Raw genomic sequence first — 24,079 nt, 5'->3', positions numbered from 1 at the left:
TGGAAGATAGATAAAACAAAGAACTCATGGTGAAATGATGCAACTAAGTGACCAAGTTAAAAAAATAGAAACTTATATTTGTGAGTGTTTTGAAGACTGGGATTTGGATGATCCTGTAGAGGAAGGATATCTGGAAGATTATCAGGACATTTCTGGTGCTTCCGAGGAAGAGCTTCAAGCCTTTGAGGAAATATTTGGCATTCGTCTACCTAGTGACTTCAAAGAGCTTTATAGATACAAAAATGGGAGTAAATACTTCTCTATTTTACCTTGTGTGATTGACCAGAGAGAGCTGACTTTTTCTCTCATGAGTCTACAGGAAATTAAGGCATGTAAAAAGTACTTTCAAAATAGAGATGCTCTGTTAACAGAATTTCCCGACTATTTTTCTAGTCAAGACCTAGAAAACATGCATGATAGTAGAATTAAGTCTTATCTTTTTAATAAAAAATGGCTTCCTTTTGCTCAGTATTGTGACTCTTGTTATCTTATGCTGGATTTTGATCCAGACCAGGAGGGTCAGGAAGGTCAGGTTATTTGCTACATCCATGATCCTGATGAAATTATCTATGTAGCAGAAAGTCTTACGGAGTTGATTGAAGAGATAATGGATGAGATCGTATGAACGGACAAATGTACCAAATAGCCTGTATCGTGGCAGCAGCTAGGAAGGCTTTAAAAAATGATCAGGCAATCTTGTATCATCCTGACCAATATATCAATAAGATTTGCTTTCAAATTTTGCCGTCAGAAAAGGGGGAAGTTATAGAACTATCTGTATCTGATTGGTTTGAAAACCTTAAGGAAAAAGGTTTGAAGGACTTGAAATTATTTTGCCCTATCTCAGTAAATGACAGAAGTATTTTAGGTTTCTCCAATACGACACAGAGTTCAATTCTCTGTTTTTATAAAGATGGGAAGGCAAGTTATTTCCTACCAAATTGGGACGTTGCTTCCCCAGGCAAGGGCTGGGATGTTACCTATACCGAGTATGAATGGGAAAGGCCTTTTCAAGACCTTCCCCACTATGAAAATAATATCGAAGAATTTAAGGACATATTGACTCGTATAGAAAATCTAGCAAGTAAAATTGAATGTGACAACTTTGCCAAAGTCTTTCACTCTGCCAGAAACTTTTTGCTAGACCCAGAATCTGGTAAAGGACTGGCAGAACCTCAAATTCCACCGCAACATCTAAGCATATTTAGAGCTGCAAGTGCAGCGGATGTTTATGGAGCAATGGGCTCCTGGAATGATGAACCTGGCTGGCTTGCACAAGATAAAGGACTGGGTCAAGTATACGATGAACTTTCGGATCAGTTGCTCAGAAATATTCGATTAGCCATTCTATTTGCCATCAATGAATGGTGATTGTTTATACTCTTCAAAAATCAAATTCAAACCACGTCAGCTTCGCCTTGCCGTACTCGAGTACAGTCTTTGGCTAGCTTCCTAGTTTGCTCTTTGATTTTCATTGAGTATTAGGAGGAAGAAAATGGGGAAGTTAAAGTTAAGCCTATTGAACAAATGGGAACTAGACAAGGACTACAATAGTGTTTTCAATTCTGTCATGTTACATGATGGTAGAGCCTTTGTATTGACCAGTGAGAAGGAAGCTTTTAATCGCTACTGTCTGCTAGAAGTGTCTCCTTTGGGAGTCAAGGAGATAGATACTTGGGCTTGTAACCATGTTTGGGAGGAAGAGCCTCTACTCTATACAGATGGACATAATATTGGTATCATCAAGGCTGGCAAGGAAATAGTCTATTATACTGGTGATTTTTCTCATCCAGGAATCATTGCCATAAAGGATTCGCAAAGTATACTTCCTAAAAAGGCACAAGAGAGATATTTTCAAATAGTATCAGATAGCGACCAGATACCCGTGTGTTTTGAAGATCAAGTTTATACAAATCAGGCAAGAAACTTTGCCCTTTTAGAATTTGATAGAGAGAACAAGCAGGCGAAGTGGACCACTTATTCGCATATTGATAAAAAAGCTTTAAACTACCACGACACGAACTCTGATGCTTGTCCTAAAATCGATAGTCTGAAATATTGGCAGCAAGAGCTCTATGCCTTTAGCTCTGGAGAAAGTCAAACCTCTGTCAATAAATGGGGCATGGACTATTATGCCCTAGTTAAAATCTCTAGTGATGGTCGTATTATCGAAAAGTTATTAGAATCTGAACATTTAAAGGCTTTAGGCAAAAAAGCTGGTGTCAATGGAATTTTTACGGATTCGCCTTATCTTATCCTGAGTCCCCTATTTAAAAATGATGACTGGAAGGGCAAGCAAAAGCTATTTTCTCTGGCAACAAGAGAATTGTGCGATATAGCCTTGCCTAGAGGAATGAGTAAACACAAGGTTCAAAATATAACAGACAACTTTTGTTTAACCTTCATGTACGACAGAGGATTAAAAGAACTTGCTCTTTGTCAGATTGACTAGGCTGTGAGGCTGAGTTTGGGAGCTTTTTATTGATAGGTGCTGAAATTTCTTGATTATTCTACAGTATCTAATTTGAGCTGTTTTCTTGTGAAACTTGACCCAGTATTGCAATTTAACTTGTAAAATAGTATACTAGAAATATCGTTTATGAAAACGTTTGCGTTTTTATTGATTATAGGAGACAAGACATGGAATTAACAGCCATTTATCATAGACCAGAATCAGAGTATGCTTATCTTTACAAAGAAGGTCAGCTACATATCCGAATCAGAACCAAGAAAGATGATGTCCAGCAGGTCATTTTACATTATGGAGATCCCTTTATCTTCATCGAGGATAAGTATGAAGCCAAGAAAGAAATGACTAAAGTAACCTCGGATGCTTTATTTGATTATTGGCAGGTCACGGTCTCCGTTGATTTTGCACGCATTCAATATCTCTTTGAGCTCCTTGATAAAGAAGGTCAAGGTGTTTATTACGGTGATAAGGGATGTGTAGAATATACTCAGGAAAACTTGGATGCTGAAGATAATGGTTTCAAGCTTCCTTACATTCACGAAATCGATGGTTGTCAGGTTCCAAGTTGGGTTTCAAATACTGTTTGGTATCAGATTTTCCCTGAACGCTTCGCTAATGGAAACCCAAAGTTGACTCCTGATGGAGCTCGAGAGTGGGATGCTGAGCTTGCGCCTAACAGGGATGACTTTTTTGGTGGAGACTTGCAAGGAATTATCGACCATTTAGACTATCTTAAAGATTTGGGAATCACTGGACTTTATCTATGCCCGATTTTTGAAGCTACGACCAATCACAAGTATGATACGACAGATTATTTTGAAATTGATCGTCATTTTGGTGATAAGGAAGTCTTTCGTAATCTAGTCGATGAAGCTCATAAACGGGGCATCAAGATTATGCTAGATGCGGTATTTAATCATATCGGCTATCAGTCGGCTCAGTGGCAAGATGTTCTGAAGAATGGAGAAAATTCCCCTTATAAAGACTGGTTCCATATTCAAGAATTTCCAATTACTGAGGATAAACTGAAGAAGCCAAAAGAACTACCGTATCATACCTTTGCCTTTGCTAGCTATATGCCTAAGTTAAATACAGCCAATCCGGAAGTTAAAGAATTTCTTTTAAGTGTTGCGACCTATTGGATTGAGAATTTTGATATTGATGCTTGGCGCTTGGACGTTGCCAATGAAATTGACCACCAGTTCTGGAGAGATTTCAGAAAGGCAGTTCTGGCTAAAAAGCCTGATTTGTATATTTTAGGTGAAATCTGGCATACATCTCAGCCTTGGCTAAAAGGGGATGAGTTCCATGCAGTTATGAACTACCCTCTTTCTGAAAGTATCAAGGATTATTTCTTGCGTCAGCATAAAAAGACGGAGCAGTTTATTTCAGAAATCAACAGCCAGTCTATGTACTACAAGCAACAAATCTCGGAAGTGATGTTTAACCTTTTAGACTCTCACGATACAGAGCGTATCCTCACGACCGCTAAAGGAAATATCCAGCATGTCAAGGCTGCTCTCGCCTTCCTCTATCTTCAAAAAGGGGCTCCTTGTATCTATTATGGAACAGAGCTGGCACTTAAAGGTGGACCAGATCCCGATTGCCGTCGTGTCATGCCATGGGATCGTGTTTCTGGGGACAATGATATGCTGAATTTCATGAAGAAATTAATCAAGGTCCGTAAGGAAATTTCAAGCATTATTCAATATGGAATCAATAAGCTAGAAGAAGTGAAACCAGATATTCTTTCCTTGAAGTGGAGCTACGAAGGAAAAGAAGTTCAGGCTATCTTTAATCAGTCTAAGGAAAATTTTGTCTTGGATAGATATTCAGTTGATTTAGCGAGTCATTGTCAGGTTATGGAGGGACAACAAATCATCTTACCAGATGGATTTGTAGTCTATATTTCTGAGTAAAAAAGGATTAAAATAATGGCACTCAAGGAAGTTTATGATTATTTTCGTCACTATGATAAGGACACTTATCAAGTTGTCGCTTGCATGGGCAATGAACCATCGGAAGAAGATGTTCAGGATTTTGAAACTCAATATGGCATTCGTCTTCCAGAAGATTTCAGAGAATTCACCATGTCAGCTCTGGGAGGTCTCTTTATGGAAGTCAGGGAAGAGCTATGGCCAAGAGCCAAGGCTTACGATGTAGCCCCTTTTTGGACCTTCTGCCGAGGTATTAAGGTTTTTGGAATTGCAAATGGCATCCCAGATTTCTTAGATATTCGAATTAAAACCAAGGAATTACACGCTCTGGGCTTTGAGGATTATATTCCATTTCTGTCTGTCATCGGGGATGGAGATGTAATTTTCTGCTTTGATAAGGACAATCACATAGTAGCTTTGGATTGGTATAACAGTGGAGAAACGGAAGAGCTTAATTGTGATTTTTCAGGACTTTTACTCCAGCAAATTTCAGAGCTAGAAGAACGTAAAAATGAGATGCTCAAGATGTTAAAAGAAAAGAAGGATAATCAGTAATCGAAGGTAAATTCAGAATAGTTTTTCAGTAACAGCTGTTTCTATAAGTGAAACAGCTGTTTTGACGTATTTTTCTAAATGCACATTTTAAAATTTAAGCTTTTCTACAAATTATAGAAAAATAAATCAAAAGTATGATTTTTATAGGGATTCTATTGAAGTATCTTATGTTATTTAATAAAATAGAAATAATAAAAACAAAAAAGTATAACGTTTTCACAAAAAATAGAAGCGGTTCCTTAATAAGGAGAAGCCTATGGGAAAAGATCATTGGAATCGAAAAAGAGTCTATAGCATCCGTAAATTTACGGTCGGGACATGCTCAGTGCTTATCGGAACATGCGCTATTTTATTTGGAACCAATCTAGCTGGTGAAAGTACTGTATCTGCAGATGAAACACCAGTTGCTGTTGTTGAGGAAAATATAGATAAGGAAACCACTAAGGAAGATGCTGTAGAATCAAAAGCTTCTGAACAACCTGTAACAACAGAAACTGTTACCAGTGAAGCAGTAGAAACCAATCATGAAGGAGAGAAAAAAGAGGAGGCTCCAACTAATGAGGTTACTTCTGAGAATAAAGAAAATTCTGATGTAGAGAAGCAAGCTCCAGCTGTGACTCAGGATCAATCTGCTCAAACAGAAAAACCAGAGCTCAAACCTGCAACTAATGATGAGGTAAAACAGTTGATTGAGGATAGAAAAGTAGAATTTAACCAAAACTGGCACTTCAAACTCAATGCCAATGCAAAAGATGCTATCAAACCAGATGCCGATGTATCAAGCTGGAAGAAATTAGACCTTCCTCATGACTGGAGTATTTACAATGACTTCGACCATGATTCTCCTGCCCAAAATGAGGGTGGACAGCTAAATGGTGGTGATGCTTGGTATCGTAAGACCTTTAAACTTGATGAGGAAGATCTCAATAAGAATGTTCGTATCACATTTGATGGGGTTTATATGGATTCTCAGGTCTATGTCAATGGCCAGCTAGTTGGTCACTATCCAAATGGTTATAACCAATTCTCATATGACATTACTGACTATCTCAATAAAGACGGTCGCGAAAATGTCGTCGCAGTCCATGCCATTAATAAACAACCAAGTAGTCGTTGGTATTCAGGAAGTGGTATTTACCGTGATGTTAACCTTCAAGTTACAGATAAGGTCCATGCTGAAAAGAATGGAACAACCATCTTAACACCAGACCTTGAGAAACAACAGAATGGCAAGGTTGATACTCATGTAACAAGTAAGATTGTCAACACAGATGACAAAGATCATGAAATTCTTGCTGAATACCAAATTATTGAACGTAACGGTCAAGCTGTAACAGACTTGGTTAGTACAGATAGCCAAGTCTTGAAAGCACATCAATCGACAAGCTTAAATGCTATTTTACAAGTTGAAAAACCAAAACTCTGGACAGTTCTTAATGATAAACCAGCCCTTTATGAATTAGTGACTCGTGTTTATCGTGATGGTCAATTGGTCGATGCTAAGAAGGACTTGTTTGGTTACCGTTACTACAACTGGACACCAAATGAAGGCTTCTCTTTGAATGGTGAACGCATCAAATTCCATGGAGTTTCTCTTCACCACGACCACGGAGCTCTAGGGGCTGAAGAAAACTATAAGGCAGAATACCGTCGCCTGAAACAGATGAAGGATATGGGTGTGAACTCTATCCGTACAACCCACAACCCAGCTAGTGAGCAGACCTTGCAGATTGCTGCAGAACTAGGTTTGTTGGTCCAAGAAGAAGCCTTTGACACTTGGTACGGTGGTAAGAAACAATATGACTACGGACGTTTCTTTGACAAAGACGCCACTCACCCAGATGCTAAAAAAGGTGAAAAATGGTCTGACTTTGACCTTCGTACCATGGTCGAAAGAGGAAAGAATAACCCTGCTATCGTCATGTGGTCTATCGGTAACGAAATCGGTGAAGCAGACGGGAAAGCTCGTTCTCTAGCAACTGTTAAACGCTTAGTTCAAGTGATCAAGGCAGTTGATAAGACACGCTATGTCACTATGGGAGCAGACAAGTTCCGCTTTGGTGATGGTAGCGGTGACCATGAAAAGATTGCCAATGAACTTGATGCCGTTGGATTTAACTACTCAGAGGATAACTACAAGAAGCTTCGTGCGAAACATCCAAATTGGTTGATTTACGGTTCAGAAACTTCTTCAGCAACTCGTACACGTGGCAGCTATTTCCGTCCAGAAAGTGAGTTAGTTCACAGTAACCAAGCTTACCGTCATTATGAGCAATCAGACTATGGTAATGACCGTGTTGGTTGGGGAAAAACAGCTACATCGTCTTGGACTTTTGATCGTGATAATGCAGGCTATGCTGGTCAGTTTATCTGGACAGGTACCGACTATATCGGTGAGCCTACTCCATGGCACAACCAAAATCAAACTCCAGTTAAGAGTTCTTACTTTGGTATCGTAGATACAGCTGGAATTCCAAAGAATGACTACTACTTGTACCAAAGCCAATGGGTTTCTGCTCAGAAGAAACCAATGGTTCATCTTCTTCCTCACTGGAATTGGGAAGATTCTACCCTAAAAGAAAATGTAGCTGATGCTGATGGTAAGATCCCTGTTCGTGCATTTTCAAATGCTGCAAGTGTAGAACTATATTTGAATGGTGAAACTCTAGGCAAGAAGACATTTACTAAAAAACAAACAAGCGATGGACGCACTTACCAAGAAGGTGCCAATGCGAATGAACTTTATCTTGAGTGGAAGGTCGAATATCAACCTGGAACCTTGGAATCAGTAGCGCGTGATGAGGAAGGAAATATCATTGCTCGGGATAAGATTACGACTGCTGGAGAACCTGCAGGGGTTCGTTTGGTCAAAGAAGAAAATGCTATCGCAGCTGATGGAAAAGACCTTACTTATATCTATTACGAAATTGTTGACAGTAAAGGTAACGTAGTTCCTACAGCCAATAACCTTGTTCGCTTCCAGTTACATGGTCAAGGTCTGATTGTTGGGGTGGACAATGGGGAACAAGCCAGCCGTGAACGTTACAAAGAACAAGCAGATGGTTCATGGATTCGAAAGGCCTTTAATGGTAAGGGTGTTGTGATTGTTAAATCAACCGAGCAAGCAGGTAAATTCACCTTGACAGCTCACTCTGATTTCTTGAAATCTGGTCAAACAACCATTTTCACAGGTAAGAAAGACCAGGCTGAAAAAACTGTTTTAGGTACAGAGGTTCCTAAAGTTCGTACAGTTATTGGTCAAGCAGCGAAAATGCCTTCAAAAGTAGGATTTATCTACAGTGATGGCAGTCGTGTAAAACTTCCAGTAGAATGGTCAGCAGTTGATGTCAACCAACCTGGTATTTTTACTGTTAAAGGTGTGGCAGACGGTCGCGATGTAGAAGCGCGTGTTGAAGTCTTGGCACTCGAAGCAGAATTGCCTGTAGTTAAGAGAATTGCACCAACTACAGATCTAAGTACGGTTGATCCATCTGTTACCTATGTGTTGTCAGATGGTACTGTAGGAAGCTATGACGTTGATAGGTGGGAAGTTGCAGCTGAAGATCAAGCTAAACTAGCTATCCCAGGTTCTCGCATTCAGGTTAAAGGAATATCAGGAGATGATGAAATCGCTGCTACATTCGTAGTTGCCGAAGGTCAACCTGCTGGTCCAGTAGTACCGACTGTAACAGTAGCAGACCAAGCAGTAGAAGGTCTCTCAACTGACCAACCAGTTCTATACCATAAACTTGCTTATGGAACTGCTTTACCTGAAGTCAAAGCTTTAGCTGAAAATGCTCAAGTAACAGTTATTCAAGCTAACGAAGCAAATGGTATGCGTGCAAGCATTTATGTTCAACCAAATGATGGTGGAGCACTCCAAACGTATGCTATCCAATTCTTACAAGAAGCACCGCAGATTGAACGTTTGAGCCTAGAAGTAGAAAATGCAGATGGACTGAAAGCAGACCAAACAGTTGGCATCAAGGTATTTGCTCACTATCAAGATGGTACTCAGGCAGTCTTGAAAGCCGACAAGGTAACCTTCTCTACATCAGGTGAAGGAGACGTAGCCGTTCGTAAAGGCATGCTTGAATTGCACAAACCTGGTCAAGTAACTCTGAAAGCTCAATTTGAAGGAGCTGAAGGTCACATTGACTTGAACATTCAAGCAAATATAGAAAGTAAAGTTGTCAAAGCCATTCGTCCAGTTAGCGTCGTGACAGGTTTGAACCAAGAACCAAGTCTACCTGATACAGTAACCGTAGAGTACGATAAAGGATTTCCAAAAGTTCACAAGGTGACTTGGCAAGCAGTTGCTAAGGAAGACCTTGCTAAATACCATAGCTTTGATGTTCTAGGTAAAGTAGAAGGAATTGCAGACGAAGCTCATGCTAAAGTTTCTGTAGAAGGTATCATTGCAGTCGAAGAAGTGACTACAACAACTCCGGTTTCAGAAGCTCCTCAATTACCAGAAAGTGTTCGTACTTACCACTCAAACGGCCAAGTATCTGCAGCTAAAGTGACTTGGGATGCTATTGACCCAAGCCAATATGCAAATGAAGGCAGCTTTACCGTTACAGGACATGTGGAAGGGACTCAGTTACCAACCAAGCTTCATGTTCGTGTGTCTGCTCAGACAGAAACTGGTGCTAACATTTCTGACCAGTGGACAGGTTCAGAGTTGCCACTTGCCTTTGCATCAGACTCAAATCCAAGTGACTCGGTAGCAAATGTTAATGATAAACTAATCTCATTTAATGATCAACCGGCAAACCGTTGGACAAACTGGAACCGTACAAGTGAAGCATCAGTGGGAATTCTCTTTGGTGATTCTGGTATTCTGTCTAAACGTTCGGTTGACAATCTCAATGTTGCCTTCCACGAAGACCACGGTGTTGGTGCACCTAAGTCTTATGTCATCGAATACTATGTAGGAACAGATGTTCCAACAGTGCCTAAGAATCCAAGTTTTGTAGCTGGTGAAGACCACGTCTTTAACGATGACAATAATTGGAAACAAGTGACAAATCTTAAAGCTCCAGATCAAGTGAGAGCTGGAGAAATGACTCACTTTAGCTTTGATAAAGTTAACACTTACGCAGTCCGTATCCGTATGGTTAGACCAGATGGTAAATGGGGCACTTCGATTACAGAAATTCAAATCTTCTCTAAACAAGTAGCTGCAGCTAAGAAAGCTCAAGCGCAAATTCAAGTAGATGGAAAAGATCTACCGAACTTTAACCCTAGCTTGACTGACTATTATCTAGAAGCTAAAGCAGACCAAGCACTAACTGTAACAGCAAGTGTATCAGATAATGGTATTGCTACAGTGATTCCAAGTGTTCGTGAAGGGGATCCAGTTCGAGTTGTCGTTAAGGCTGAAAACGGAGATATTCTAGGGGAATACCGCCTACACTATATGGTGACAAGTGATTGTTAAAATATAGAGTAAATCAAAGTAGAGAGAACCACAGTGTTCTCTCTTTTCTATCTTATATTTGCTTTTATTCTCCCTTCAAAAGAGTTATAATAAGGGTGAAAAAAGGGGGGAGGAAAGGAGGAAATGAAATGGCCTATATAGAGATGAAACATAGCTATAAGAGGTATCATACTGGAGATACAGAAATCGTAGCCAATCGAGATGTCAACTTCGAGATTGAAAAGGGAGAACTAGTCATTATCCTTGGGTCATCTGGTGCAGGGAAGTCAACAGTTTTAAATATTCTTGGTGGTATGGATACAAACGATGAAGGGCAAGTCTGGATTGATGGAACCAATATCTCGAATTTCACTTCTCATCAGAGAACTAACTATCGTAGAGATGACGTTGGCTTTGTTTTTCAGTTTTATAACTTAGTTTCTAACTTGACTGCCAAGGAAAATGTTGAGCTAGCTTCAGAAATTGTTGCCGATGCCTTGGATCCTGAGCAGGTTTTAAAGGACGTAGGATTAGGACATCGTCTCAATAATTTTCCAGCCCAGCTGTCTGGCGGTGAGCAGCAACGGGTATCCATTGCTCGAGCCGTGGCTAAAAATCCTAAAATTCTCCTTTGTGATGAACCAACGGGAGCTTTGGACTACCAGACTGGTAAGCAGGTTCTAAAGATTCTTCAAGATATGTCACGTAAGAAGGGGGCCACCGTTATCATCGTGACCCATAATGCCTCCCTAGCTCCTATAGCCGATCGGGTGATTCAGATGCATGATGCCAGTGTCAAGAGTGTTGTCCTCAATCCTCAACCACAGGATATTGATGATTTGGAGTACTAAGATGAAAAGAAAGACATATTGGAAAGACCTGCTCCAGTCTTTCACAGGTTCAAAGGGACGGTTTTTATCCATCCTAACTCTGATGATGTTAGGTTCTTTAGCCGTGGTTGGTCTCAAAGTAGCCAGTCCCAATATGGAGCGAACAGCTTGGGATTATCTGAAAGATACCAATGCGGCAGATTTGACTATCATAGCAGATTATGGTCTAGATCAGGCAGACCAGGAAGAATTGCAAACTCTATTGGGAGCAGATGTTGAATTTGGCTATATGACAGATTTGACTCTGGCAAACAGTGAAGATGCCATACGGATCTTTTCAAATACTGAAAAGATTTCAAAATTTCAAGTAACGGAAGGGCGTTTGCCTGAGCAAGAGGATGAATTGGCCTTGGCGGACTTTTGGAAAGATCGTTATCAGATTGGTCAAGTCATTCAGTTGGGCCAAAAGAAGGGCAGCAATTCTCAATTGAAGCGGGATAGTTATACCATTACAGGCTTCATCCACTCTCCAGATATTTTCTCAAAATCGGATATGGGGAGTTCAGCCAGTGGTAATGGGAACTTAGCAGCCTATGGTGTCGTAACTGAAGAAAATTTTAAGAGTTCTGTTTACACGATTGCCCGCCTACGTTTTGCTAGCCTAACAGATGTCAATCCCTTCTCTAGTGATTACGAAAAGAAGCTAGAGGAAGAAGAAGCAACTCTCAAAGACCTAGTTGCTGATAATGGTCAAGCGCGGCTAGAAAAAATGAAGAAGGACGCCCAAGAGTCCCTTGATGAGGGCAAGAAACAACTAGACGAGGCAGAGACCAACTTGACAGCTGGCAAGAAACGCCTACAGGAAATCGAAACGCGTCTACAAGCTCAAGAAAATCAAGTGAGCCAACTACCAGAACCACAAAAAAGTCAGGCATCTAGTCAGCTAGAAGAAGCAAAAGACCAACTAAAGCAAGAAAAGGAAAAGCTAAGCCAAGCTGAAACGAATCTGGCGAGCGAAAAGGATAAGTGGCAGACCAGTCAGGATGAGGTCAATGCTCTGACAGCGCCAACCTATCATGTCTACAATCGCAAGAGTTCTCCTACTGGTCAAGGTTACCTCATGTATAGTAACTCGGCTATGAGTATTCGTGCCGTAGGGAATATATTTCCAGTTGTTCTCTATGCCGTTGCAGCCATGGTTACCTTTACCACCATGACTCGTTTTGTAGATGAGGAGAGAACCAATGCTGGTATTTTCAAAGCTCTAGGCTACCATAGCAAAGACATCATTGCTAAGTTTGTGATTTACGGTCTGGTTGCTGGTACTCTTGGAACCCTTCTAGGGATTTTGCTTGGGCATTACGTCTTGGCACCTACAATCTCTCATATTATCACTGAGCGAATGATTGTTGGAGAGAGTCAGCAGAATTTCTATTGGACCTATAGTTGCTTGGCTCTGGGACTAAGCTTAATAGCTAGCGCTTTACCTGCCTACCTTGTATCTCGCAGAGAATTGCATGAAGAAGCAGCGCAATTATTACTACCTAAGCCACCAGTCAAGGGTTCTAAAATTCTCTTGGAGCGGATAACATTTATCTGGTCACGTTTGAGTTTTACTCAGAAGGTAACAGCCCGCAACATTTTCCGTTACAAACAACGCATGCTGATGACCATTTTTGGAGTTGCTGGTTCAGTAGCCCTCCTCTTTGCAGGACTTGGGATTCAATCCTCTGTGGTTGGCGTGGCCGACAGGCAGTTTAAGGATCTGCAACAATACCAGATGATTCTCTCTGTCAATTCTCGAGCTTCTGATTCTGATAAGGCTAAGCTAGAGGAAAAACTGAAAAGTGATGAAGTAGAAAACTACCGTTTGATTTTTTCTAAGCAGACTGAAGAGAAGTATCCGGGCAAGGCTGGAATTCAGACAGTGACCATCATGGTAACAGATAAGGCTGACCTGGCTCCATTTGTCCGTTTAGAAAAAAATGGGGAAAAACTTGACTTATCTAACGGAGTTGTCTTGACAGAAAAATTAGCTCAGTTGGCAGGAGTTTCCGTTGGTGAAAACTTTACAATAGATGGAAAAACGTTTAAAGTAGGTGGCATCACGGAGCATTATGTAGGCCATTTTGTTTATATGAATCAGGAGACCTATGAGAAAATTTATGGTCAAACTCCTAAGATGAATACCTATCTAGTCCAACTCAAGGATAAAAGTGAAGGCAATACTGAAAGAGTTGCAAGAGAATTTATGGAGCAGGCGGCTGTCAATGGTGTCGTGCAAAATGCTTCAACCATTCAGCTATTTGAAAGTTTTGCCAGTTCCCTTAACCAAACCATGGCAATTTTGGTTCTGGTATCGGTACTTCTAGCAGTTGTGATTCTCTATAATCTGACCAATATCAATGTTGCTGAACGAATTCGTGAACTCTCTACTATCAAGGTTCTTGGTTTTCACAATAAAGAAGTGACCCTTTATATCTATCGGGAGACCATCATACTGTCACTGGTTGGAATGATTGTAGGTTTGGTATCAGGCTTTTATCTCCATCAATTTCTAATTCAGATGATTGCACCGGGCACCTTCCGTTTTCAACCACAGGTCGGTTGGGAAGTGTATCTAATCCCAGTTTTAGCTGTTGGTATCATCTTGACCATACTCGGTTTTTTTGTCAATCACTATCTCCGAAAGGTCGATATGCTAGAAGCCCTCAAGTCGGTAGAATAGTTTTTTTATAACAAAAAACAAATAAGAAAGCCCTTTGTGGCTTTTTTATTTTCATAAAAATGGTAAAATAGTAAGAGTAGAAATGGAGTTCTAGAAATGAAACGAATTGATCAATTTAAAAATAAGAAAGTATTAGTCCTAGGTTTGGCTAAATCTGGTGAATCTGCAGCTCGTCTCTTGGACAAGCTAGGTGCCATCGTAACGGTTAATGACGGTAAACCATTTGAGGAAAATCCGGCAGCTCAAAGTCTTTTGGAAGAGGGCATCAAGGTTGTCACTGGTGGACATCCTTTGGAATTATTAGATGAGGATTTTGCCCTCATGGTAAAAAATCCAGGGATCCCTTATAGCAATCCGATGATTGAAAAAGCACTAGAAAAAGGCATTCCAGTATTGACTGAAGTTGAGTTAGCTTACTTGATTTCAGAAGCACCAATCGTCGGTATAACTGGTTCAAATGGGAAGACAACGACAACAACCATGATTGGAGAAGTTCTGACTGCGGCTGGGCAAAATGGCCTCTTATCAGGGAACATAGGTTATCCTGCTAGTCAAGTGGCCCAAACTGCGACAGATAAGGATACCCTTGTCATGGAACTTTCTTCTTTCCAATTAATGGGAATCCAGGAATTCCATCCTGAAATTGCTGTTATCACCAACCTTATGCCAACACATATTGACTATCACGGTTCTTTTGAAGCTTATGTTGAAGCTAAGTGGAATATCCAAAGTAATATGACAGCAGCTGATTACCTAGTATTGAACTTCAACCAGGAATTAGCTAAAGAACTTGCGACAAAGACAAATGCGACTGTAGTACCATTCTCAACACTAGAAAAGGTTGACGGAGTTTATCTTGAAGGTGGTTATCTATACTTCCGTGGCGAAAAAGTCATGGCAGCTGATGAGATTGGTGTTCCAGGTAGCCACAATGTAGAAAATGCTCTTGCAACCATTGCTGTAGCTAAACTTCGTGGTGTTGACAATGAAACCATTAAGGAAACCTTGTCAGCCTTTGGTGGTGTGAAACACCGTCTCCAATTCGTAGATGAAATCAAGGGTGTGAAATTCTACAATGATAGTAAGTCAACCAATATCTTAGCAACTCAAAAAGCCTTGTCTGGATTTGACAATAGCAAGGTTATCTTGATAGCTGGTGGTTTGGACCGTGGTAACGAGTTTGACGAATTGGTGCCAGATATCACTGGACTTAAGAAAATGGTCATTCTAGGTCAATCTGCAGAACGTGTCAAACGTGCAGCGGATAAGGCTGGTGTGGCTTATGTCGACGCAACTGATATTGCAGATGCAACTCGCAAGGCTTATGAACTTGCAGAAGAAGGAGATGTGGTTCTCCTCAGTCCTGCTAATGCAAGCTGGGATATGTATGCTAACTTTGAAGTACGTGGAGATCTTTTCATCGACACTGTAGCGGAGTTAAAGGGATAATATGAAAAAAATAGTATTTACAGGTGGGGGAACGGTTGGACACGTTACCCTCAACCTTTTGTTAATGCCTAAGTTTATCGAAGATGGCTGGGAAGTTCACTATATTGGTGATAAGAACGGGATTGAGCATCATGAAATTCTCAAGTCAGGTTTGGACGTCACCTTCCATTCTATTGCAACAGGAAAACTTCGTCGTTATTTCTCATGGCAAAATATGGTTGACGTCTTTAAAGTTGCGTTTGGAATTCTTCAATCGCTCTTTATCATGCTTCGAGTTCGTCCACAAGCCCTCTTTTCTAAGGGTGGATTTGTATCTGTTCCGCCTGTTATCGCAGCGCGAGTATGCAGAGTACCAGTCTTCATCCACGAGTCTGACCTCTCTATGGGCTTGGCCAATAAAATCGCCTATAAGTTTGCGACCAAGATGTACTCTACTTTTGAACAAGCGTCTAGTCTCACTAAGGTAGAGCATGTTGGAGCCGTGACTAAGGTTTCTGGTCCAGTTGAGGAAGAACCTGAAGAAATGGTGGACATTCGAACTTATTTTGATAGTAAGTTACCAACTCTTCTCTTTGTTGGAGGTTCTGCTGGGGCGCGTGTCTTTAACCAATTAGTTACAGACCACAAGGAAGAGCTGACTAGTCGCTATAATATCATCAACCTGACAGGGGATGCTAGTTTAAATGAACTAAGCTCAAACCTCTACCGTGTTGACTATGCGACGGAACTCTATCAACCACTCATGAATCTGGCTGATGTGGTCATCACTCGTGGTGGTGCCAATACTATTTTTGAACTTCTTGCTATGGCTAAATTGCACGTCATTGTGCCACTGGGTCGTGAAGCCAGCCGTGGAGATCAGATTGAAAATGCAGCCTATTTTGTGAAGAAAGGCTATGCAGAGGAGTTGCAAGAGAGTGACTTGACCTTGTCTACTTTGGAAGAAAAAGTAAATCAACTTTTGACTAACAAAGAGATTTACCAAAATACGATGAAGAATTCTCAGGAATTAAAATCTGTGGCAGATTTTTATGAGCTACTAAAAAAAGATTTATCATAAGGAAAATTGATGTCAAAGGATAAAAAGAATCAGGACACTCAAGGCAAGGAATTGTCGGAGTGGCAAAAACGAAATCAAGAATATCTTCGAAAAAAAGCTGAAGAAGAGGCAAAACGAGCTGAAGATGAAGCTCGTGAAAAAGAAGAACAAGCAGCAAAGTCTGCTTCTGAAAATACTCAAGAATTGTCAGAATGGCAAAAACAAAATCAAGAGTATTTGAGTAAAAAAGCGGAAGAGGAATCCGCAAGTTCTGATGAAGTGGACCAAGAATCCGAAAAATCTGAAGAGAAGGATTCAGATACTAGTGATGAAGCTTCAACTGAAGAGAAGGATTCAGAGAAAAATTCACAAGAAGACGTTAAGAGCCAGGAGCAAGTAGAGGAAGAAAAAGCTCAAGAAAAGGTTCAGAAAGAGAAAAAAGTTAAGACTAAGAATAAACCTCCTAAACCTCCTATTCCATCTGTCCATATCTGGCGAGCAGTTACAATCCTTGTCCCAAGCTTTTTAATCTTGTTCTTGTCTATTTATCTTCTAACTCCCTTGTCTACTCTGAAACATATTGAGGTTACGGGGACTGTTCAGACAACTGCAGACCAAGTCAAAGAAGCTTCTGGTATTCGGGATAGTGACTATACAATTAGCTTGCTCTTAAATAAAGATAAGCATGCAGAAATGGTTAAATCAGATCACTGGATTGAATCGGCTAAGATAGTTTATCAATTCCCAGTTCATTTCACTATTGAGGTTAAAGAATTTGAAATTGTAGCTTATTCAGTTTCAGGAGATAACTATTATCCAATCTTATCTAGTGGAAGTATTGAACCAACAGCTGTTAATGCGGCTAACCTACCTGAAAAATACATATCTGTTCTCTTTAACGATGAGGAACAGATAAAAACATTAATTTCTCAGCTAAAGGACATTAGTCCTGAAATTAAGCAAGAAATCCAGAAGATTGAACTTGCACCAAGTAAGGCAACTAGTGACCTTCTAAAGATTACCATGTATGACTCAGATGAAATTTTAGTTCCTCTATCAGAACTAGGGAAAAAATTGCCTTACTATAGTAAGATAAAACCACAGTTGACAGTGCCTAGCGGTATTGACATGGAGGTCGGTATCTATAGCTATAGTCTAGTGGATAAGGCTCTGGATGACGAAAGAGTCAAAGCCAAAGAAGAGGAAAAGAAGAAGCAGGAAGAAGAGAAGAAAAAACAAACTGAGCAAGGAAATCAAGATCAAACAACACAGACGACTCAAACCACACAAAGTCGCTAAGTTTCAGATGATTCGTTCAGTTACTTGTTTTTACTTGACAACTACCGCTTTAAATAATAGAATAGTAAAAAACCTTTAAAGCAGTCCAGAGAGGCAGCTAAGGTTAGACGGTGAAAGGGTGAATTCTACCCATTTTTCGTGGAACCTTGCTGTAGGCAGGTTCCTTTTTTCATACTCTCTTGCGAACAAAGGTAAAAGGAGAAAAGTATGCGCGAATCTCGTCCGGTTATTGCTCTTGATTTTCCAAGTATTGAGGCAGTCAAGCAATTTTTAGCTCTTTTTCCAGCAGAAGAGAGCCTCTATCTGAAAGTTGGTATGGAGCTCTATTACGCTACAGGTCCAGAGATAGTCTCTTATTTGAAAGGCTTGGGACATAGTGTCTTTCTGGATCTTAAACTCCATGATATTCCCAATACGGTTAAGTCAGCCATGAAGGTTTTGTCTCATCTGGGTGTTGACATGACCAATGTTCATGCCGCAGGTGGTGTAGAGATGATGAAGGCTGCGCGTGAAGGTCTTGGAAAAGAAGCCAAATTGATTGCTGTTACCCAGTTGACTTCAACTTCTGAAGAGCAAATGAGAGACTTTCAAAATATCCAAACCAGTCTTCAAGAATCAGTCATTCATTATGCCAAGAAAACTGCTGAAGCCGGTTTAGATGGTGTGGTTTGCTCGGCTCAGGAAGTTAAACTCATCAAAGAGGCGACAAGCAAAGATTTTATCTGCCTGACACCGGGTATTCGACCAGCAGGCGCTGCAGTTGGAGACCAAAAACGAGTCATGACGCCAGCAGATGCTTATCATATTGGTAGTGACTATATCGTTGTCGGACGCCCAATCACTCAAGCCACGGATCCAGTAGCAGCTTATCATGCTATCAAGGATGAGTGGAACCAAGACTGAAATTAAAAAAATAGATTATAAAAACAAAAGGAGTAGACCATGACACTTGCTAAAGACATTGCTAGCCATCTATTGAAAATTCAAGCCGTTTACCTCAAACCAGAAGAACCCTTCACTTGGGCATCTGGTATCAAGTCGCCGATTTATACAGATAACCGAGTGACGCTTGCTTATCCAGATACTCGTACCTTGATTGAGAATGGTTTTGTAGAAGCCATCAAGTCAGAATTCCCAGAGGTAGAAGTGATTGCAGGAACAGCGACTGCGGGTATCCCACATGGTGCTATTATAGCTGACAAGATGAACCTGCCATTTGCTTACATCCGTAGCAAACCAAAAGACCATGGGGCTGGAAACCAAATCGAAGGCCGTGTAGCCCAAGGCCAAAAAATGGTCGTTGTTGAAGATTTGATTTCAACTGGGGGCTCAGTTTTAGAAGCCGTAGTTGCTGCCAAACGTGAAGGAGCAGATGTTCTTGGTGTTGTGGCTATCTTCAGCTATCAATTGCCAAAAGCAGATAAAAACTTTGCAGATGCTGGTGTCAAACTGGTGACACTTTCAAACTACAGTGAGCTTATCCACCTAGCCCAAGAAGAAGGCTACATCACACCAGAAGGACTTGCTCTCCTCAAACGCTTTAAAGAAGACCAAGAAAATTGGCAAAATGTATAAATAGATACACACTCAGGTATTCTTAGAACTACCTGAGTTTTTTATTTAATGGAAGGTTTATAACCATAGTCTCTGTTTAGAGTAAGATAGGCGGAGTGAATCTGTATCATCTTTAACTTCTAGTTCTTAATCTGTTTACCTTTATGATGAAAAGTACAGACAAAATTTTTGAAAACATCATGAAAAAGGTTTAAACTATTCTAGTAAACAAAAGTAAACGTTTACGTTTAAGGAGGACTGTAGATGTCATATAAAACAAGCAATGCAGAAGGACCTGTAGATTTTATAAATACCTATGATTTGGAGCCTATGGCCCAACAAGTTATTCCCAAAGCTTCTTTTGGGTATATTGCAAGTGGTGCAGAGGACACTTTTACTTTGAGAGAGAATATTCGAGCTTTTAACCACAAACTCATTGTTCCTCGGACCTTATGTGATGTGGAAAATCCAAGCACAGAGATTGAATTTGATGGTGAAAAACTATCTTCACCAATCATTATGGCACCTGTTGCAGCCCATAAACTAGCTAATGAGCAAGGAGAAGTTGCGACTGCGCGTGGAGTACACGAGTTCGGTTCACTCTATACAACTAGTTCCTACTCAACAGTTGACCTGCCAGAAATTTCTCAAGCCCTTCAAGGTACACCTCATTGGTTCCAATTCTACTTTAGTAAAGATGATGGCATTAACCGTCACATTATGGATCGCGTCAAGGCAGAAGGTTATAAGGCTATTGTCTTGACTGCCGATGCGACAGTAGGAGGTAACCGTGAGGTAGACAAACGCAATGGTTTTGTGTTCCCAGTTGGCATGCCTATCGTAGAAGAATACCTACCTCAAGGTGCTGGTAAGTCAATGGACTATGTCTATAAATCAGCCAAACAACGCCTATCTCCACGAGATGTTGAGTTTATAGCAGAATACTCAGGACTTCCTGTTTATGTCAAGGGGCCACAATGCCGTGAAGACGTTGAACGCTCACTGGATGCAGGGGCTTCAGGTATTTGGGTAACCAACCACGGTGGTCGACAAATTGATGGTGGACCTGCTGCTTTTGACTCGCTACAAGAAGTGGCTGAAGCAGTAAATAAACGTGTGCCAATCGTTTTTGACTCGGGTGTTCGTCGTGGTCGGCACGTCTTTAAAGCCTTGGCTTCAGGAGCTGACTTAGTAGCCATTGGACGACCTGTCATTTATGGTTTAGCCCTTGGTGGTAGCGTTGGTGTACGCCAAGTCTTTGAACATTTGAATGATGAATTGAAGACAGTTATGCAGTTATCTGGAACACAGACAATTGAAGATGTGAAACGATTCAAGCTTCGTCACAATCCATATGATCCAAGTTTCCCAGCTGATTCACATGATTTAAAATTGTATTAGTAGTAAAACAAACCTCCACTCCAAGTGGAGGTTTTTGAGTTATGTCTTTGTAAACATGAAAGAGAGTTTAAAAAGTGGACTTAACGAGTATATAAGAAAAAATTTTAATACATTTTAAACTATTTTAAAATTTTTAGGAAATTTAGTTGACAAATGTAGATTTTGAGAGTATACTGATAATTGTAATTGACAAATGTAGATTTTGGAGGTGTGCTGATGCAGATTTCAGATGCAGAATGGCAGGTCATGAAGATTATCTGGATGCAGGGAGAACAGACTAGTACTGATCTCATCAAAGTATTAGAGAAAAGGTTTAGCTGGTCCAAATCCACGATCCAGACACTCTTGGCACGTTTGGTGGAGAAAGAATGTTTGACTCGGGAAAAACAGGGCAAGTCCTTTATCTATTCAGCCCTGTTGACACAGGAAGATAGCAAGAAGTTACTTGTCCAAGATATCAAAGATAAGCTTTGTTCTCGCAGAATAAAGCTCTTACTAGCTGATTTGATTGAAGAATGTGACTTTACCCTAGCTGACTTGGAAGGCTTGGAAGAAGTCATTTCTAAGAAAAAAGCAAGTTCTGTGGCAGAAGTAAGATGTAATTGTATGTAAAGGAGACGATATGTTAAATCTATTTGTATCTATTGTTGTTTTAGGAATGATTGCTTTTATCCTCTTTTGGTTTTTCAAAAAACCGCAAGAAGATGCTAAGAGAGCCCAGCAAAAAAATGGCTATCAGGAGATTCGAGTGGAGGTCATGGGGGGATACACTCCAGGAACTATTATCCTCAAAAAATCGCAACCAGCTCGTATTATTTTTGATCGAAAAGATCCTTCACCTTGCTTGGACCAAATCGTTTTCCCAGACTTTGGTGTGCATGCTGATCTGCCTATGGGAGACCAATATGTGGTTGAAATCACTCCTGAAGAAGCAGGTGAGTATGGTTTCTCTTGTGGCATGAATATGATGCACGGTAAGATGATTGTAGAATAGGAGAATGATATGACTGAAATTGTAAAAGCAAGCCTTGAAAATGGTGTTCAAAAAATCCGTATCACGGCAGACAAAGGCTACCATCCAGCCCACATTCAACTGCAAAAAGGGATTCCTGCTGAGATTACCTTTCACCGTGTGACACCTTCAAACTGTTATAAAGAGATTCTCTTCGAAGAAGAAGGGATTCTAGAACCAATCGCTCAAGACGAGGAAAAAGTCATTCGCTTTACGCCTCAAGACTTAGGCGAGCATGAATTTTCATGCGGCATGAAGATGCAAAAGGGGACCTACACCGTTGTTGAAAAAACCAAAAAGTCTCTCAGTCTTTTACAACGTTTTTGGATTACTAGTATCTTTACTGTGCCTCTTGTGATTCTCATGATTGGGATGTCTACAGGAGGAATTAGTCACCAAGTTATGCGTTGGGGCACCTTTTTAGCCACAACACCCATTATGCTGGTAGCTGGAGTTCCATATATCAGAAGCGCCTGGGCTAGTTTTAAAAAGCACAATTCCAATATGGATACCTTGGTTGCTCTGGGAACCCTAGTGGCCTATTTCTATAGCTTAGTTGCCCTCTTCACTGGTCTGCCCGTTTACTTTGAAAGTGCTGCATTTATCCTCTTCTTCATTCTTTTGGGAGCAGTTTTTGAGGAAAAAATGCGAAAAAATACTTCGCAGGCAGTCGAAAAATTATTAGACCTACAAGCAAAAACAGCAGAGGTTTTGCGTGATGATGTTTATGTTCAAATACCTCTAGAACAGGTCAAAGTTGGGGATCTCATTCGCGTTCGACCAGGTGAAAGAATTGCCGTTGATGGGACTGTGTTAGAAGGTGAAACGAGTATTGATGAATCAATGGTGACTGGGGAAAGTATTCCAGTCGATAAATCAGTTGGAGATGCTGTTATTGGGTCAACTATCAATAATAGTGGTACGATCATCTTTAGAGCTGAAAAAGTGGGTTCTGAGACTATGCTGGCTCAGATTGTGGACTTTGTGAAAAAAGCGCAAACGAGTCGTGCTCCTATTCAAGATTTGACAGACAAGATTTCTGGGATTTTTGTACCAGCAGTTGTCATTTTAGGACTTCTTACTTTTTGGATTTGGTTTGTCTTGCTTGGAGAAAGCTTTGTGACTTCCCTTCTTTACGGAGTTGCTGTCTTGATAATTGCCTGTCCTTGTGCACTAGGACTCGCGACACCGACAGCACTCATGGTTGGAACAGGACGAAGTGCCAAGATGGGGATTCTTCTCAAAAATGGTACAGTTCTACAGGAAATCCAAAAAGTCCAAACCATTGTTTTTGATAAGACAGGAACCTTGACCGAAGGGAAGCCAGTAGTGACAGATGTTATTGGTGATGAAAGAGAAGTGCTAAGTTTGGCTGCTTCATTGGAAGATGTATCTCAACACCCGCTAGCTCAAGCTATTGTTAATCGTGCATCTGAACTAGGAATTAGCCTTTACCCAGTGGAAAACTTCCAAGCCTTGCATGGAAAAGGTGTGACTGGGACTATTAATGGGAAACAAGTCTTGCTGGGTAATGCTAAACTTTTAGCTGACCTTGCTATTCCACATGATTATCAAGAACGATTTGATTTGCTTGAGAAGGAAGCAAAAACAGTTGTCTTCCTATCCGTAGATGGTCAGTTAAAAGGCTTAATTGCCTTGCAGGATGTCCCTAAGGAAAATGCTCGAGAAGCTATTGCTAAATTGAAAAAACGTGGTCTTAGAACGGTCATGCTTACCGGAGATAATGCTGGAGTAGCGCATGCGATTGCAGAGCAAATTGGAATCGAAGAAGTGATCGCAAATGTCTTGCCAGAGGAAAAGGCACATGAAATTCACAAGCTTCAAAAGAATGGCAAATTGGCCTTTGTTGGAGATGGGATCAATGATGCACCGGCCCTCAGTGTAGCCGATGTCGGAATTGCCATGGGCTCTGGTACAGATATTGCTATCGAATCAGCAGATCTTGTCCTTACAACCAACAATTTACTAGGATTGGCACGTGCTTTTGATATGAGTAAGAAGACCTTTAATCGTATTCTACTCAATCTTTTCTGGGCTTCTATCTATAACCTCATTGGTATTCCGATTGCAGCAGGAGTTTTTTCAGGACTTGGTTTAGTGCTCAATCCAGAACTTGCAGGATTGGCCATGGCCTTTAGTTCAGTCTCTGTTCTAATCAGCTCTCTCTTGCTTAATTTTACTAAAGTCGATTAAAAAGGCGGTCTTAACCGCTTTTTTTGCTATTCTAAAACAGATTTTCAAACCGCTTTCAAACTGTACTGTAATAGAGAATGGAGTATTCTGAGCATATACTTAGAAATCTAAAATCAAATGTGATAAATTAGGATTGTAAATTTACAGAATCGTTTTCAATTACTATATA

General features: G+C 40.6%; 16 protein-coding genes and 1 pseudogene. All 17 read left to right on the top strand.

Features of this window, described 5'->3' with window-relative positions; translation table 11 throughout:
* Positions 1-37 precede the first annotated feature (37 nt).
* The 17 genes and pseudogenes from ACXYSK_RS04565 (at position 38) to ACXYSK_RS04485 (ending at position 23,910) form a co-directional block, all read left to right on the top strand.
* Positions 38-625, top strand: a complete 588-nt coding sequence (locus ACXYSK_RS04565; RefSeq protein WP_458625409.1) for an SMI1/KNR4 family protein — start codon at positions 38-40, stop codon at positions 623-625.
* Positions 622-1,371, top strand: a complete 750-nt coding sequence (locus ACXYSK_RS04560) for a hypothetical protein (protein ID WP_458625200.1) — start codon at positions 622-624, stop codon at positions 1,369-1,371. Before ACXYSK_RS04565 ends, ACXYSK_RS04560 begins: the two co-directional genes overlap by 4 nt.
* Positions 1,372-1,495: 124 nt before the next feature.
* Positions 1,496-2,452: a hypothetical protein gene (locus tag ACXYSK_RS04555; protein WP_458625199.1), complete on the top strand. Its 957-nt coding sequence runs from the start codon at positions 1,496-1,498 to the stop codon at positions 2,450-2,452.
* 188 nt (positions 2,453-2,640) lie between these two features.
* Positions 2,641-4,389 carry a glycoside hydrolase family 13 protein gene (locus ACXYSK_RS04550; protein ID WP_458625198.1) on the top strand — a complete coding sequence of 583 codons (1,749 nt, stop codon included), beginning with the start codon at positions 2,641-2,643 and terminating at the stop codon, positions 4,387-4,389.
* 15 nt (positions 4,390-4,404) lie between these two features.
* Positions 4,405-4,962 (top strand): SMI1/KNR4 family protein, encoded by a 558-nt coding sequence (locus tag ACXYSK_RS04545; RefSeq protein WP_458625197.1) that lies wholly within the window; start codon positions 4,405-4,407, stop codon positions 4,960-4,962.
* A 256-nt stretch (positions 4,963-5,218) separates the two neighbouring features.
* Positions 5,219-10,384: pseudogene (locus tag ACXYSK_RS04540) on the top strand (Ig-like domain-containing protein); the annotation flags it as partial.
* A 149-nt stretch (positions 10,385-10,533) separates the two neighbouring features.
* The gene (locus ACXYSK_RS04535; RefSeq protein ID WP_414307228.1) at positions 10,534-11,235 is read left to right on the top strand and encodes an ABC transporter ATP-binding protein; all 702 of its coding nucleotides are present in this window, start codon (positions 10,534-10,536) and stop codon (positions 11,233-11,235) included.
* Position 11,236: 1 nt separating this feature from the next.
* On the top strand, positions 11,237-13,942 hold the full coding sequence (locus tag ACXYSK_RS04530; RefSeq protein ID WP_458625196.1) for an FtsX-like permease family protein: 2,706 nt from the start codon (positions 11,237-11,239) through the stop codon (positions 13,940-13,942).
* Between the two features lie 96 nt (positions 13,943-14,038).
* Complete coding sequence (gene murD / locus ACXYSK_RS04525; protein WP_458625195.1) at positions 14,039-15,391, top strand: UDP-N-acetylmuramoyl-L-alanine--D-glutamate ligase; 1,353 nt, start codon at positions 14,039-14,041, stop codon at positions 15,389-15,391.
* Between the two features lies 1 nt (position 15,392).
* Positions 15,393-16,451 (top strand): UDP-N-acetylglucosamine--N-acetylmuramyl-(pentapeptide) pyrophosphoryl-undecaprenol N-acetylglucosamine transferase, encoded by a 1,059-nt coding sequence (locus tag ACXYSK_RS04520; RefSeq protein WP_254726270.1) that lies wholly within the window; start codon positions 15,393-15,395, stop codon positions 16,449-16,451.
* A 9-nt stretch (positions 16,452-16,460) separates the two neighbouring features.
* Positions 16,461-17,729 (top strand): cell division protein FtsQ/DivIB, encoded by a 1,269-nt coding sequence (locus ACXYSK_RS04515; RefSeq protein ID WP_458625194.1) that lies wholly within the window; start codon positions 16,461-16,463, stop codon positions 17,727-17,729.
* A 207-nt stretch (positions 17,730-17,936) separates the two neighbouring features.
* On the top strand, positions 17,937-18,632 hold the full coding sequence (gene pyrF / locus ACXYSK_RS04510; RefSeq protein ID WP_458625193.1) for an orotidine-5'-phosphate decarboxylase: 696 nt from the start codon (positions 17,937-17,939) through the stop codon (positions 18,630-18,632).
* Between the two features lie 39 nt (positions 18,633-18,671).
* The gene (gene pyrE / locus ACXYSK_RS04505; RefSeq protein WP_458625192.1) at positions 18,672-19,304 is read left to right on the top strand and encodes an orotate phosphoribosyltransferase; all 633 of its coding nucleotides are present in this window, start codon (positions 18,672-18,674) and stop codon (positions 19,302-19,304) included.
* 243 nt (positions 19,305-19,547) lie between these two features.
* Positions 19,548-20,684: an L-lactate oxidase gene (gene lctO, locus ACXYSK_RS04500; protein WP_458625191.1), complete on the top strand. Its 1,137-nt coding sequence runs from the start codon at positions 19,548-19,550 to the stop codon at positions 20,682-20,684.
* A gap of 216 nt (positions 20,685-20,900) precedes the next feature.
* A complete protein-coding gene (locus tag ACXYSK_RS04495; protein WP_006150236.1) occupies positions 20,901-21,296 on the top strand; it encodes a CopY/TcrY family copper transport repressor in 396 nt (131 codons plus the stop codon).
* A gap of 10 nt (positions 21,297-21,306) precedes the next feature.
* Positions 21,307-21,678, top strand: coding sequence for a cupredoxin domain-containing protein (locus ACXYSK_RS04490; protein ID WP_004252344.1), 372 nt, complete (start codon positions 21,307-21,309; stop codon positions 21,676-21,678).
* A gap of 9 nt (positions 21,679-21,687) precedes the next feature.
* Entirely contained in the window at positions 21,688-23,910 is a 2,223-nt protein-coding gene (locus tag ACXYSK_RS04485) for a heavy metal translocating P-type ATPase (protein ID WP_458625190.1), read from the top strand.
* Positions 23,911-24,079: the final 169 nt, after the last annotated feature.

Source organism: Streptococcus sp. V919 (assembly GCF_054353475.1).
This window is presented reverse-complemented; position numbering and strand designations above follow the sequence as displayed.